13 protein-coding genes are annotated in these 14,648 nt (G+C 36.3%); 6 read left to right on the forward strand and 7 right to left on the reverse strand.

The features are described from left to right. Positions 1 to 114 precede the first annotated feature (114 nt). Genes CH354_RS02435 through yihA form a run of 4 tightly spaced genes read left to right on the forward strand, consistent with a single transcriptional unit; the run spans position 115 to position 3,987 of the window. Positions 115 to 2,043: a SpoIIE family protein phosphatase gene (locus tag CH354_RS02435; RefSeq protein ID WP_100766271.1), complete on the forward strand. Its 1,929-nt coding sequence runs from the start codon at positions 115 to 117 to the stop codon at positions 2,041 to 2,043. Beyond that, complete coding sequence (locus tag CH354_RS18495) at positions 2,040 to 2,357, forward strand: tRNA lysidine(34) synthetase (RefSeq protein ID WP_100766272.1); 318 nt, start codon at positions 2,040 to 2,042, stop codon at positions 2,355 to 2,357. The genes CH354_RS02435 and CH354_RS18495 overlap by 4 nt, the downstream gene beginning before the upstream one ends. A 50-nt stretch (positions 2,358 to 2,407) precedes the next feature. Beyond that, complete coding sequence (locus CH354_RS02445) at positions 2,408 to 3,340, forward strand: tRNA lysidine(34) synthetase (RefSeq protein ID WP_276328277.1); 933 nt, start codon at positions 2,408 to 2,410, stop codon at positions 3,338 to 3,340. Positions 3,341 to 3,345: 5 nt separating this feature from the next. Further along, on the forward strand, positions 3,346 to 3,987 hold the full coding sequence (yihA, locus tag CH354_RS02450; RefSeq protein ID WP_100766274.1) for a ribosome biogenesis GTP-binding protein YihA/YsxC: 642 nt from the start codon (positions 3,346 to 3,348) through the stop codon (positions 3,985 to 3,987). On the opposite strand, the gene CH354_RS02455 is transcribed toward yihA, so the two are convergent. From CH354_RS02455 to CH354_RS02475, 5 genes are all read right to left on the reverse strand, one after another. After that, positions 3,957 to 4,676: a hypothetical protein gene (locus CH354_RS02455; protein ID WP_100726124.1), complete on the reverse strand. Its 720-nt coding sequence runs from the start codon at positions 4,674 to 4,676 to the stop codon at positions 3,957 to 3,959. The genes yihA and CH354_RS02455 overlap by 31 nt on opposite strands. Before the next feature lie 120 nt (positions 4,677 to 4,796). After that, positions 4,797 to 5,480 carry a surface adhesin Lsa25 gene (lsa25, locus tag CH354_RS02460; protein WP_100715729.1) on the reverse strand — a complete coding sequence of 228 codons (684 nt, stop codon included), beginning with the start codon at positions 5,478 to 5,480 and terminating at the stop codon, positions 4,797 to 4,799. 16 nt (positions 5,481 to 5,496) lie between these two features. Beyond that, positions 5,497 to 6,984, reverse strand: a complete 1,488-nt coding sequence (omp85, locus tag CH354_RS02465; RefSeq protein WP_100726123.1) for an Omp85 family outer membrane protein — start codon at positions 6,982 to 6,984, stop codon at positions 5,497 to 5,499. A 72-nt stretch (positions 6,985 to 7,056) separates the two neighbouring features. Further along, the gene (locus CH354_RS02470; RefSeq protein ID WP_100715731.1) at positions 7,057 to 7,566 is read right to left on the reverse strand and encodes an acyl-CoA carboxylase biotin carboxyl carrier protein subunit; all 510 of its coding nucleotides are present in this window, start codon (positions 7,564 to 7,566) and stop codon (positions 7,057 to 7,059) included. 9 nt (positions 7,567 to 7,575) lie between these two features. Continuing rightward, a complete protein-coding gene (locus CH354_RS02475) occupies positions 7,576 to 9,012 on the reverse strand; it encodes an acetyl-CoA carboxylase biotin carboxylase subunit (RefSeq protein WP_100726427.1) in 1,437 nt (478 codons plus the stop codon). A 94-nt stretch (positions 9,013 to 9,106) separates the two neighbouring features. Here CH354_RS02475 and CH354_RS02480 point away from each other — a divergent pair, with 94 nt between their 5' ends. Next, on the forward strand, positions 9,107 to 11,104 hold the full coding sequence (locus CH354_RS02480; RefSeq protein ID WP_100726122.1) for an LTA synthase family protein: 1,998 nt from the start codon (positions 9,107 to 9,109) through the stop codon (positions 11,102 to 11,104). On the opposite strand, the gene CH354_RS02485 is transcribed toward CH354_RS02480, so the two are convergent. Further along, a complete protein-coding gene (locus tag CH354_RS02485; protein ID WP_100726428.1) occupies positions 11,084 to 11,398 on the reverse strand; it encodes a 7(1) septoil knot domain-containing protein in 315 nt (104 codons plus the stop codon). The two genes, CH354_RS02480 and CH354_RS02485, sit on opposite strands and share 21 nt — an antisense overlap. A 64-nt stretch (positions 11,399 to 11,462) precedes the next feature. Between CH354_RS02485 and CH354_RS18265 the strand changes: the two genes are divergently transcribed. Next, on the forward strand, positions 11,463 to 13,817 hold the full coding sequence (locus CH354_RS18265) for a phosphatase domain-containing putative toxin (RefSeq protein ID WP_125172384.1): 2,355 nt from the start codon (positions 11,463 to 11,465) through the stop codon (positions 13,815 to 13,817). Here the strand turns inward: CH354_RS18265 and CH354_RS02500 are convergent. Beyond that, positions 13,814 to 14,617 carry a lysophospholipid acyltransferase family protein gene (locus CH354_RS02500; protein ID WP_100726121.1) on the reverse strand — a complete coding sequence of 268 codons (804 nt, stop codon included), beginning with the start codon at positions 14,615 to 14,617 and terminating at the stop codon, positions 13,814 to 13,816. The genes CH354_RS18265 and CH354_RS02500 overlap by 4 nt on opposite strands. Positions 14,618 to 14,648 lie beyond the last annotated feature (31 nt).

A 14,648-nucleotide genomic window follows, 5' to 3' on the forward strand; every position in this document is an offset into this window, starting at 1 on the left:
AGCAGAAAAAACAACATTTGCTTATAGATTAAGCACAAATCGTACCAGGTTTCTTGGAACGACACGAAATTCTTGTAGCAGACGAAAAAAGAAATCGGATACCCTGGCACTGTGATGAACGAGGAATCGGATTTTGAAAGGATCTGTCTGTTATGCGCCGAACCTCGTGTTCCCAGTGGACTCACCCAAAAAGGCCGTTTTTTTTGCCAAACATGCCAAAGGGAATGGATCTTAGAGAAAAGGAAAATCCCTCGTGTTGGTAAAAATGTTCTCAATTCAGAAGAAAAAACAGAATTCCTTTTAGAAAACCTATCCCTCTTTAATTCTTCACTGGGTTTAGAAGACCTAATGTTTCGATTCAGTGAGCTGATTGCAGATCGTTTAAAAAAAGATAAAATTGCAATATTTATCACAAACCTAGAGTTAGGTGAGATTAAATTAGCTCATTATTACTCTAAACAAAAATACTTACAAAGAGCAATTAAACGTTTTACCCTTGATTATGATTTAAGTTACGGAATCCTTGTGGAAGCTATGGCGAATCGTGAGCCATGTTTTTATAAGTTTAGTGACCAGACTCATCCTTTTTATTCCTTTTATTCAAAACTTACAGGAACAAAGTCCCAATTAGTATTACCAATCTTATATGCAAATATTGCTGTGGGGATGATTACAATTGATTACGAAGAAGAGGACCCTACCGAATACATCGAAGACGAAGAAATCCTTAAAATTGTAGTCGGACAATTTGCGGTATCTCTAAGAAATTCTCTTTTATTCTCCAAATCAAAAAATCAGTCAAATCATTTCAGAAGTTTGCACACAGCGGCTCTTACACTTAGCCAACTCTATTTAAACAATCATAATGAAATGATACGAATGATCCTACTCACTTTGTCTGGGATTGTAGACTCCTCTATTTCCTGTTTAATTGAATACCCAATTGATAGCGCTAAAGCTAAGGTATTTAAAGTGTATCGAGATTTGGATAATTATGAATTAAAAACTCATACAGAATCTATTGAATCAAAAGAATTAACTTCAATTTTACAAACAAAAGAGATTATGACAACTGATCCCTCTAAAATTCCAATCTTAAAAACATTAGGAATCATTGGGAAAGAATCAATGATTGTTCCAGTCAAATTAGAAAATGGAACCATCTGTATTTTCATATTAGCAAAACAAGATAGTAGATTTCCAAATGAAGAGATCGAAGCTTTAAATGCATTTGTTTCCCTTGCTCGAATCACAATGGAAAATTCCAACTTGTACCAAAACCTTTCAAACAAAGAAAGATTGGAAAAAGAAATTGAAATTGCAAAAGAAATCCAAAGTAATCTTTTACCCAGAAATACTCCTGAAGCGGAAGGTTTTTCCTTTGGTGGATTCATGGTTCCTGCTCGTGGAATTGGTGGTGATTATTACGATTTTATCCTTTCACCGAATCGAAATGAATTATTTGTCTGTATCGGAGATGTGAGTGGTAAAGGTGTAGCTGCCGGACTTGTGATGGCTACTGTCAGAACCATATTACATTCGCTTGTGAGAGTCAAAGATTCACCTTGGGAAATTCTAAACGACATTAACAATTATCTGTATTCTAGTTATAAGGAAGCCATTACACCTCGATTTATGAGTATGATTTTGATTCGTTGGAATTTAGTGACCGATGAAGTTGATGTGTCTGGTGCAGGTCATGGAAATTTTTACCATTACCAAGTGAACCAAAAGTCTTTACAATCTATTGAAACAGGTGGAGTCATTTTGGGAATTAGTCCCGATATATCAAAATTCAAAAATGAATCTAAATTACAATTCCATGCAGGAGATACAATTTTACTTTTTACAGATGGGGTAACGGAAGCTCTCAATGCCTCGGAAAAACAATACGGTGAACCAAGTCTAGAAAAAAGTTTCCTTTCGAATATAGAATTAGAACCAAAAAAGATTCTAGAGAATATCTATTTGGATCTAAAAGAATTTGTCAAAGAACAGGAACAACACGATGATATCACTATGGTGGCTGTGAGAAAAATATGAACTTTGCAATTCCAGTCTCCATCTCTGCCCATTTTGAATCAATGCTCAAACGAATGGGCAACAATCTACCAAATCATTGGGTTTCAAACAAAACTAAATTTTTACTTTCCTATTCCGGAGGAAAAGACTCCAGTATCCTTCTTTTATTTCTTAAATACCTAAAAGACAAATACAAAATCGAAACTCCACATTTGTTTTATCTCTCACATGGAATCAGAGAAATCGAAAAAGAAGAGTCTGAAATGCAAATTTATCTAGAAAACTTTGGTTTCCCCGTTTCGTTTGTAAAAAAAAAATTCCAAAACTCGCTTTAAAACTAAAAAAAGGGCTCGAAGAAACTGGTAGATTAGTCCGTTACCATGAACTGAAAAAAATTACGAGAACAAATCCATCTGTGATTCTAACAGGTCACCACTGCAAAGATTATACGGAATCTATATTCTTACACCTAACAAGAGGAGGTGGAAAAAAATCGTTTTATACACTTCCTCCCTTTGATGGCGAACGTTTTTTACCTTTAGTATTCTTAGAAGACCATGAATTAAAGGATCTATATGAATATATAAAAACTCAATTGCGAATTTTTGAAGATGAATCAAATTCAGATCCCGTTTACAAACGAAATCGAATCCGAATGGAATTATTACCCATTTTAGAACGAGAGAAATGGAATTTTTATAAAACATATTGGAATTTCCATGATCGAACCCAACTCAATATCCAATTTGATGGTTTCACGAGTCCAAACCAAACGATATCACCCAAAATGTTTCGGATTCCTCATGAAACATGGATGAGTTTAAATTTATCAGCTAAAAAAGAATTAATCGACTTTCATTTAAAACTGATGGGAATGTACCCACTTTATAAATCTGGATTTGAGAATTTCCACCTTCAATCTGAAGGAGAAAGAGCATTTTTAGAAAACAAAAATTGTTATTTATACAAATCAAAGTTTGGTGATCTTTTTATCATTGATAAAAAGTCTTCCGCATTTAAAAAAGCAATCTCTTATCGTGAAGGGAACCAACTTACAATTGAATGGAATCAAAACCAATTTAGAATCAAAGACCCTGAAGAAAGGTATTCACTTGGATCATGGCATCATGGTCAAAAAATTCAAATTCGTTCAGGAAACAAGGAAATTTCAGAATGTATGCGGGAGAATGGTATTCCATTTTTCCTTAGAACTTTTATTCCCATCCTTTATTTTGAGAATGAACCGATTCAAATTTTATTTTCGCTCTTCTCCAAAAACGAAAAGAATTATCCCAAACGAATCTATTTGGAAAGGTGATCTAGATGCACAAATATTCCAAAGAAATTCCTTTTCCTGAAACCAAATTTTTCACTTCAATTGCCAAATTGGAAGAAAAGGAAGATTTAGATTCGGTTCAATCCATTGCGTTTATGGGAAGATCCAACTCTGGGAAATCTAGTTTGCTCAATGCATTATCGAATCATAGAGGTCTTGCAAAAGTATCAAAAACTCCTGGAAAAACAAAACTAATCAACATTTTCAGAACCAAAGTTGGCTTTAATTTAATCGACTTACCAGGATTTGGTTATTCAAAAGCATCTCACAAAGAACATAAAGATATGATGAATCTTTTAGAAGGATTTCTCAATTCATGGAAACTACTTAAAGTTTTATTTATACTATGTGATTCTCAAAGGGAGTTTCCAGAAGAAGAGTTGTCTACAATCGAAGTAGCAATGGAAAAAAAAATTAAACCCGTTGTGATCAGAACTAAGATTGATAAATTAAACCAAAGTGGACAACACAAAGTACGTACAGAAATGGAAGATGCAATGAATGAGATAGGAGTTCCGTTTCGCGTATTTTATATTTCTGCAACTACGGGAAGAGGAATAGGAGAATTACGAGAATTTATATTAGAAACTCTTGGAATTCAAACAAAGGTATCCAAAGTGGAACCGTAATTTGAATCCATTTTATAATTAAGCATTCCAAATACATTGGAGGCCATCATCTTACGAAAATCAGTAAGTAATGCAAAGGTTTCTTTTAATTGTTCTTTGATTCGAAGCAAGCGGACCTCTTCTTCCAATCGTTTTTTTTCAGATTCCAATTCTTTTTGACGTTCTGTCGAAGTGATATCAGAAGTTTTTTTACTCTTTTCAGATTCTAATCGAGTTTCCAAATCTTTGATTTTTGATTCTAAGTTTTTTTCATAACTTCGTTTTTGGATTTCTTTAGGATTATTTCGATCAACTTGTTCAGAAGATTTTTCTTTTGCCTTTTTCTCTTCTTCAGCTTTTTGTTGGAACAAATCTTGTATCGATTTCCCATCTGAATAGGGTTGTAAACTTGGATCGTCTTCTTGTTTGGAATTTGGTTTTGTCACTGCATGTGTTTCACCACTGACTGCAACCATTCGACCATCTCGAAGTTCATAATTGATTTTGACTTGAACGGATTGAATTTCTCTTCCTTCTCGGAAGGCTTCATTCTTAAATTCTTGGGCGTGGCCTAATTCATGCGAAATGACATGTAAGGCAGACATTGTTTCAGGGGCACTTTCTAATTGTCCATGACCGACATAGTTCACCCTTCGATCTCTTTGGAGATCTACATTCATACGGCTGAATGTGGATTCTTCTATTCTCATGAAAACCTAACCACCTAATGGGTACTTCGGTCTGAATGGATAAAAGTTTAGTATGAAATTGATTTTTTGAAAAGTAAAAACTCTCCTAAAATTAGGAGAGTTTTTGATTGGTTTGAGAAATTAAGGACCTTGTCTCACACAACGGACATAATTCCTTTGTGTTTTTACGACAGACCGTTGGACTCCATAGGATTGACGGTCAAACGAAATTGCAAACGCCGTTTCACCTGGTAAATCGTCTTGGTTAGACCAAGCAGTCCAATAATCTTCCTCTTGGGTAGATGGAAAAAACTGCAATGTTGCCGCACGTCCAGGAATCACCAATCTTTGGTATTCAATGGGTGTTGGAACTCGCCAAGTTTGCCCTAAAAAGTGATTATTTTGGCATGCAGCATACAACTCACTTGTTCCCTGGATACTGATGGATGAAAATCCTTGGATGACTTGTGGGAAGTTGATGGAATTACAAGCATGAGTTTTGGAATCACAAAACGCAACTTGGATTGCACCAGCACGACTGGAATCATAAGGATTGTAAATGGATCCTTGAGGAGCCCCCAAACAATCGTTAAATCCCGATCGGTAAACTTGTCCGTGTGAACATTTTTGCCAAACTAAATTGGAAATTGCATCGGTCACGGTTCCATTACCATTATCACGCAAACTCTGATTTGCCAAGAGGCCTGCGAAAAGTTGGTTGGTTTCTTCTGGACTTAATCCAAAGACATCGTCTACAGGTTTCATTTCGCAGTTGATGAATAAAGAAATTGCCAAAAGAGCAAAACAGTAATGAAGTTTTTTCATAATCTTAATGTGCTCCCTAAAATATGTGATTAAAGTTAATAAAGGTCTGTCTATCTTCATTTGAAATCGCATGATCAAAGTAGATAACTGTTGCTTGGTTCCAAGGAATTCTTAAACCAATACCTCTTGAGTGTTTGTAGTTCTTTAAGTTGGCATCTTGAGTTCGATCCCAAACTCGCCCTACGTCATAAAACGGAACCAACTGGAAATCAAAGTGTTGCCCACCAAATTCAGCTTCAGCAAATTTCCATCTGATCTCAAAGTTTGCATATGCCATTGTTTGGCCAACAAAACGATCTTGTTTGTAACCACGGATAGTTGTTCTACCACCAAGACCTGATTGGTTGACTTCCGTTCCCCACATGTTACGGTATTCGTAAAATGGTGCGTCTCCGTTTGTTTGGATCATTGCACCACGTGCAGCTAATACAAATTTCTCTAGAAGTTCAGGAGGTTTATTCGTAAACCAAGTAACTGGGCTTAAGAAAACACGACCGGAAACTAAGTTTTTGTTAAACTCGTAATTCGAGCCAATTGCTTTTGTGGAACGTTCGTGAGTGTATTCTAAAAACAAACCTCTGTTTGGATCTGGTTCAAAATCTCGTGTGTCATAAACAATACCGGCACGAATGGTATTAGTATAACCACCGTTTATACCCAATACTTTTCCATCTTTAGCATCGCGTGTTAGTTTTGTTTCCCCTTGCGGAGTTGTGATGGTACGATCGATGTCTAATAGTCCGAGGATTCCATCAGCAGGTCCGAGGTATGCATTGTTATTTGTACCATCAAATCTTCGGATGATTTGTTTTGATAAACGAACGCCTGTTACTGTTCTAAGTGTTCCACCAAAGAACGAGTATTCTCCTGATGTACTAAAGTTAGGATTCTCAATGTCATATCGGTTGTATTTATTATCGCTGACAATTGGAGATTCACCAACTCCAGCATCCCCTGGTCTTCTATAACTTAGATTATCCTCGTAATCAGCAAAAGGCGCATTCCTACGGATCCTTCCATTTGGATCGTTTCTTTCTAAGTACGAAAGAGGTTGGAGTGTACCTTCCCCAATGCCAAAATATAAGGAGTTTGGATTTCTTTCATATACTGCATCCGCACGTAACCGCCATTTGGTGTCAAATATATAGGGTGCATCTAAACTTAACTGGTGGTAAGGAGCACTTTTTGTCGTATTAAAATACTGAGCAAAAATCCTCACACGGTAAGGTGTGTATTCAAACATGGGAGAAGTTCGATTCCCATTGTAAAAATACAAAACACGAGCACCGTACCCAATCCCTACGTTCGGATCGGAGTTGATGAGAGGGAGTCCAGTGAAGTAACCCCCTTCTTTTTTATTCTTAAAATCACGCTCACTCAATCTCTTCTTTTCAGAGATTTCGAACGGAAGGTCGGTTCGCGGTGCTCTCTCCTGTGCAAAAACACTCGATACCATGGAAAAAAATAACAGAAGTATAAAACTTCTCAAAATAGAATTGTACATTCTCTACCTATTCGCCAAAGAAACTGCCTTATGGTGGGAAATTTGCAAAATATGTCAAATAGATTCGGAAATTTATGTTTTTTCCACTTCGATTCTGTGTAAAATTAGTAGTACCTCATCTTGTTGGACAAGTTCCCCTTGTTGTTTCCGGATTTCTTCCACTCGACAAGGGTAAGGAGCTTTGATGGCATTTTCCATTTTCATGGCTTCCAAAATTAACAGCGTTTCCCCTAAACCGTGTTCGCTTCCCACTGCAGTAGAGATTTGCACTACTTTTCCTGGCATCGGGCTTTTGATCTCAGGGGAAGTTTGGCCAGAAACTTCATAAGAACGTTCTGCTAATTTTGCATTCCAAGATTCCCCTTTCCAATGGAAAAAAATTTCATTTCGAATCTTGAGAAATTTAAGTAAGGAACCGTCTTTCATCTGTACAGTGACTAAATTTTGGTCCTGGGGTTTGATACCTTCTATCAGAGAATCGGATTCAATGGTATAGGTTTGGTTTTCCAAACGTACACGAATGCGATTGCCACTCACATGTACCGATGTTGGTTTCGATTTAGTTTCAAATAAAAAATCCATTCTGCTACCTTATGCGTTCCAAGGATCTACGTTCTGTTTTGATGAGAAAAAAAGACCCGCTAACGCAAATTTGAGTTCTTCTTTTGTATTCTCTTTTAAGAGTTCCACTTCATGGTCTGCGATGTAATGAGTGGAAACCTTTCCTTGGAAAAATTCTTTTGTTGATACTAATTTTTGCAAAAACTGCAAATTCGTTTTGGGGCCAAATACAATCGTCTCAGATAAACATTCAATTAATCGCTGAATGGCTGTTTCACGATCTTCTCCCCAGACAATTAGTTTTGCGATCATGGGGTCATAATACATTGTGATTTCTGATCCCGTTACCACTCCTGAATCGATCCTTAAGTCTTCTCTTGTAGGAAAGGACAAATGATGGATTTTTCCGATTGAAGGTAAAAAACCTTCTTTGGGGTCTTCTGCGTAAATTCGCACTTCGACCGCATGTCCTTTTTGGGGAGGTGTTTGGAGAATCGGAAGTGGTTCTCCTTGGCATACTCGAATTTGCCATTCTACTAAATCAAGTCCCGTTGTCATTTCTGTGACAGGGTGTTCCACTTGTAAACGAGTGTTCATTTCTAAAAAATAAAACTCACCACTCTCACCTAATATGAATTCTACGGTGCCTGCACCTTCATATTGAACAGCTTTGCCTGCCATGACAGCTGCCTCTGCCATTTTAGATTTTAAAGAGGATGGAAAATTGGGAGCTGGTGTTTCTTCGACAACCTTTTGGTGCCTTCTTTGTAAGGAACAATCCCTTTCGTGAAGGTGGATGATGTTGCCTTGGGTATCACCAAAAATTTGGAACTCAACATGCCTTGGATTCACAATGTATTTTTCTAATAAGATACGATCATCACCAAAAGCTGACATCGCTTCTCGTTTCGCAGATAAAATGCCTGATTCTAACTCTTCTGGTGAATTGATACGTCGCATACCCTTTCCACCACCACCAGCACTCGCCTTTGCCATGACAGGGTATCCAATTTTATCAGCTTCCTTTTTGAAAACAGACATCTCTTGGGATTGACCTTCATAACCTGGCACAACTGGAACTCCACTTTTAGCAACTAATATGCGTGAGCCGATCTTGTCACCCATGGCTTCAATCGAGTGGGGTTTAGGTCCGATGAATCGAATTCCGTGTTGTTCTAATTTTTTAGCAAAGTCTGTATTTTCGGATAAAAATCCATAACCAGGATGGACTGCATCGGCACCAGTTGCCAAACAAGCTTCGATCACTTTGTCCACATTTAAGTAAGAAGAACGCGCATCTGTTCCGCCTAAAGGGTAGGCTTCGTCGGCGCTTAAAACGAACAAACTTTGAGAATCGGGATCAGAATAAACAGCAACTGTTTTGATCCCAATTTTTTTTGCAGTGCGTATGACTCGTACAGCAATTTCACCACGATTGGCGATGAGTATTTTTTGGATCGGCTTCATGTGAGTAGGATCAAAACTAAAGAATAGCGAAAATAAATCAACAGAAAGATCGTAAGTGAATTGACCATCCCAATCATTCACAAATTCTTTTTTTATGCTGAAGTTGTTTTTGAAACCTAGATTTTCAGACCGTATTTTTTTAACATATGTAGGCTTTGGATTTTTAACTCTTTTCTTTCATCGAATTCTATTTTTTTATGTATATTCCTACCGTTTAGAAAAATTCGATTATCTCTTAATTTTCAAAGCATTTCTCATCGGGTTTCGATTCGATCTTGTGACAGTCTCTATCTTGTTAGTTGGATTTTACATTTTATCGATTTGGGATTTTGCATCAAAATTTAAATTTTACAAAAATCTGTGGCTCGTAACACCACTCATCCTTTACCCATTTGGAGTATTACATCTTTTTGCTGATTTATTATATTTTGAAAATGCAAACAAACACATTGGTTATGAAGCCATCGTATTTTTGGGAGATTTAGATGTATTAGTTTCCTCTGCCTTTTCAGAGGCTCCTTTCAAAATTTTCTCATTTTTATTTTTCATAGGTGCTTATGTATATGGAATACGTTTTTGGTTTCTAAAAAAGAAGATAGGTACCCTAGGAAATGAATCTGAACCTAAGGGTTACTCAATTGCAAAGGTAGTTTTCTGGCTTTTATTCTTCTTTCTTGGTTTACGTGGTGGACCACAAGAATCACCTCTCCGGGCAAGTGAAGCAATCATTTCTGACGATGCCCTCATCAATCAGATTGCATTAAATGGAATTTATACCACCATCAATGATTTTAAAAGCCAATCCATTCCTAAACATCTCAAAATGAGTGATGCAGAAATGCTTTCGATCGTAAAAGAGGAAGTTCAGTTTGAAGGTTCTGAGTTTGTGAATGATCCAAACTTTCCCTTATTAAGAAAACTAAATGAAATTCCTGGGAAAAAACCAACCAATGTAGTGCTTGTGATCCAAGAATCATGGACAGGAAAATTTGTTTGGCCAATGTCGGATGGTATTTTTTTAGGAAAGGAAGTCACACCGTATTACAATCAATTGGCGAAAAAAGGTCACAGTTTTAAACGTTTTTATGCCAATGGGGGAAGGACAAGTAATGCATTATTATCTGTATTAACAAGTATCCCAGACAGACCAGGACTGACAGCAATTCGAACACCACAAATCCTAAGTAACTTTTCTGCCTTAGGGAATATTTTCTCAGAGTTAGGATACGAAACTAGTTTTATCACAGGTGATGATTTGAAGTTTGATAGTTTGGTAACCATTTTACCCCATTTTGGTTTTAAAACTTTAATCGGCAAAGAAGACTTTCGTAAAGAAGGATATAAAATTGGTGCATGGGGGTATGATGATGAACATCTTTATACCAAAGCACTGGAAACAATGGATGAATATGAAAAAAGGAATCAACCTTTTGTGATGACGATCCTTACCATGACAACCCATTATCCTTATAAAGTACCAGACAAAAAATATGAAATTTTTGATACGAATGTTACAGACTATGATTATCTAAATACCTATCATTATTCTGATGCTGCCTTAGCAATTTTTATGAAGGAAATGCAGAAACGAAAATACTTTGAGGATACCTTATTCGTATTTGTTGGCGACCATACCCACCATCGGTATTTATCTTATTTTGAGGATCGGATGGTTCCATTTTTAATATATGCACCAAAATACATTAAACCAAAGTTAGATGAAAGGATTTCTTCCCAATTAGATGTATTACCTACAATTTTAGGTGCCATTGGTAAAAAAACGTATTTTGCAGGATTTGGTAAAAATTTACTCGCACCTAATGTAAAATCAGGTAGTACATACTTTGCTTATGGAAGCGCTTGTGGTTGGATCGATGAAGAAAAGATCCTTTACCAAAGTGTTGATGGAGACACACAATTTATATTTCAAATGGTGCCTCCATATGCAGAGGATCCAATCTGTAACCCAAACCGAACAAATTGTACGGCACAAACATTAAAAGCAAAAGCCTTCTTTAATTTGTCATTGGAGTTAATGAATCGGAATTCAATTTATCCATTGGAAGGCAGTCTACGGTACTCCAGGAAATGAATCCACATACTTCACTTTAAAGTCAGGAAAACTTGTTACAATTTGGACTTTAAAATCAGGAAAGGATGTAACTTCTTGCCACTGCCCGCAGTCTGAAGGAAAACTAGTTACTTTTTTTACTTTGAGGTCAGGGAAGGAATCAACCACTTGCACCTTAAAGTCTGGGAAACTTGTCACAAACTGCACTTTGCCCGCTAATTTTTTTCCTTTGAATGTACAATCGGATCCAACTTCACCTGCAGTCATTCCAAAAGTCATGACAACACCTAGTAAAAATACCAAAACAAGTTTCATAGTCCCTCCAAAATTTGAGAAATAAATTCTCGATTTATTTTTAAAGATGTCAATTCTTTTGTTCATGAATTCAGAATCGGCAATATTATTTACCCAATGTTTACAAAATGATTTTACTTCTCTTTTGGATAAATATGATCCACTTCCCAATTCATTACACGTTGGGTATGCTGAAGCCAATCGTTTATTAGGTGAAATGGTGGAAGACGGTCCTGTTTTTTCCCTTATGGACTGGGCATATGAATCAAATCCAAAACAACTAAAGATAATCCATATACGTGATTGGCATGATCCAAATGCAAAATCACAAGAAGACCATTTAGTCCAGTTTGGTTACCATTGTCTAAAGGATACAAAAGGAGCCGAATTTGTATTTCAAAATTGGATCGAATCTGATCCCAATCGTGCAGAAATTATCAATGCTTCTGGCTTAAATGACTTTGTAGATACGAATTTAGAATCTGTTTTACAACCATACAAAGGGAAACCTTTAAAAGTGGGTATCACAGGTGTTTGGACAGAAGCAAAAGTAACCTTTTTATGTTATGACTTAAAAACAAGATACCCAGAATTTGATATTGCTGTTTGTTCTGCACTTACTGCTAGTTCCTCTTTATCAATGCATTTTATCGCGTTAGACCAACTCAAACAAATCTTAGGTGTGAAAGTGTATTCTTCCATTGGTGCGTTTACTGAATTTTTAACAGGAGAACAACCAAATTTACAAAAACGTATTTCAACCAATGCAAGAATCTCAAGTGATAAACTAAAATTGGATCCTAAATATCCAATTTCGGATTTAGACAAACAAATCCTTCTCTACCTATTCCGTGATTGTAAAGATGTTGAATTCAAAACTTTGGATGGAGGATTTTCAGGCAATGTAGTTTTAAAATCCAAATCCATAGACCACTTAGGACATGCTCAAGTACCTTGTGTAGTCAAAATTGGAAACCGTGATTTGATTGCAAAAGAAAGAACTTCCTTTGAAAGGATCCAAGAAGTTTTAGGAAACAATGCTCCTTCAATAGTTGATTTTTGTGAATTAAATGATCGTGGAGCAATCAAATACCGATATGCTGCCATGTTAGATGGGAATGTAAGGACATTCCAAAAACTTTATGGATTAATGCCTGATGGCACTGGTCTGGATCGAATCATTGATATTGTCTTTGGTGAACAACTTGGCCGATTGTTTGAAGCAACTTCCGCAGAAAAACTAAATTTGCTCGAATATTATGATTTCCAATCTAAGTATGCAAAATCTGTACGAACTAGAGTTGAATCTTTATTAGGTGGTCCACAGACAGCAGATACAATATCCATATTCCCAGGGTATGAGGTTTTAAATCCTTGTTCCTTTTATGAAAAAGACCTTTCTTCTCTTAAAGAATACAATGCGATCACACACAATACTTCCTATGTCCATGGTGACCTAAATGGAGCAAACATCATCATCGATGCCCAAGACAATGTTTGGATGATTGATTTTTTTCACACCCACAGAGGGCATATTCTCAGAGATTTGCTAAAATTAGAAAACGATGTATTGTATATTTTTTGTAAAATCGAATCTGAATCTGAATGGAAGGAAGCGATTGTTCTCACAAATATTTTACATAACCAAGAAGATTTAGGAATCCCACTTTCCTTTGATCCTCCCAAAGAACTTTCCAATGAAAAACTTCGAAAAGCTTATCGAGTGATCGCCAAACTCAGATCTTATTATCCAAAACTTGTCAAACTAGACAGAGATCCATACCAAATGCATGTAGGTGCATTACGATATGCGATGCACACTCTCTCCTTCGATGAATGTAATGATTGGCAAAAAAAATGGGCTTTGTATGTGGGCGGACAACTCATTCATAAAATAAAATCGTACATCCAAAAATCAAAGGTATTACGCATTGATTATTTATCACCAATCAAGAATCAAAATGAAACCATTACTAAAATTGGTCTTACCATTTTACCAGGAAGAAAAGACCGCGGAAGAGTGTTGTTAGATGATTTACAAACCATAAAAGAAGAAGGTATCACACAAGTTCTCAGTCTCATTACAGAACAAGAATACAATCAATACGGAGTGAATGAACTAAAAACTGAAATTCCCAAATTCGGAATCGAACAAAAACAAATTTCAATCTTAGACCAAAAGGTTCCTAGTATGGAACAGATGAAAGATATTGTGAATTGGATGGATAGGATCCTTTCCCAAGATCAAAAAGTGTTAATCCATTGTGTTGGTGGTCTTGGGCGTTCTGGAACCGTTGCAAGTGCTTATTTAATCTGGAAATATAAAATGGATTCTGAATCTGCGATTCAAAAGGTGAGAGAATCGAGAAGTGAACGTGCAGTAGAATCACACGAACAAATCCGATTCCTAAAAGAGTGGGAAAAATTTTACAAGGATTAAGTAGATCGGAGTTTGTTTCGTTCTGCTTCTAACATTCCATCTAACTCAAGTTTTTTGGAATGCATCAATTGATAAAGGTGATCTTGGAATGATTCCCAACTAGAAAAATCACTTGGATGATGGATGCCAAGTCCCAAATAACCGACAACATTTCCTTTTTGGTATTCTTGGTATGTGGTAACACCCGATTTGATTGCCACAAAGACTGGAATTTTTTGGTCAAAAGCAATTTTCACCATCCCCTTTTTTAAGGGTTGGATTTCTTCACTATATGTGTTTTTCCCTTCTGGATAAACGATATAAGAAGTTGTTTTTAATCCTTCGATTAGATTTTTCACAGAAACGGCTATGGACATTGCCTTTGAGTTATCAAATACTTGGGAACCCATGGCAGTCATCCACCAATAAGCAAACCATGCTTTTTTAATCACTTGGTTAGCTAAAAATGGTTTTCTGATCACATAACAATCGTAAGGAAAATCCATCTCGTTTACGTGATTCAAAAAAATCATATGTCCTTTTTCAGGAACTGTAAATTGATTGAAGACTATTACATTTGTTTTTGTAATTTTTTTGACATCTTCGGCCCAAATTTTAGTGCCTTCTAAAAATTCCTTTATTCTCTTTTCTTTGTTCCCTGAAATTGCATGATACAAACCACGAATTAAGTATGGACTCGCTTTTCCGAATACTAACAGAGTGATCCGTAAGTATACCTTCATCACCAAACGCCCGTAGTGAACGCTTAGTCCGTGTAAGTTTTTTTCAATTAAGTTATCTACAACTGGAATTTTCGCCATAGCAACAATTAGACAAAAGAGTGGTTTCTAT

Origin of the sequence: Leptospira levettii, assembly GCF_002812085.1 — a bacterium.
Taxonomy (GTDB): domain Bacteria; phylum Spirochaetota; class Leptospiria; order Leptospirales; family Leptospiraceae; genus Leptospira_A; species Leptospira_A levettii.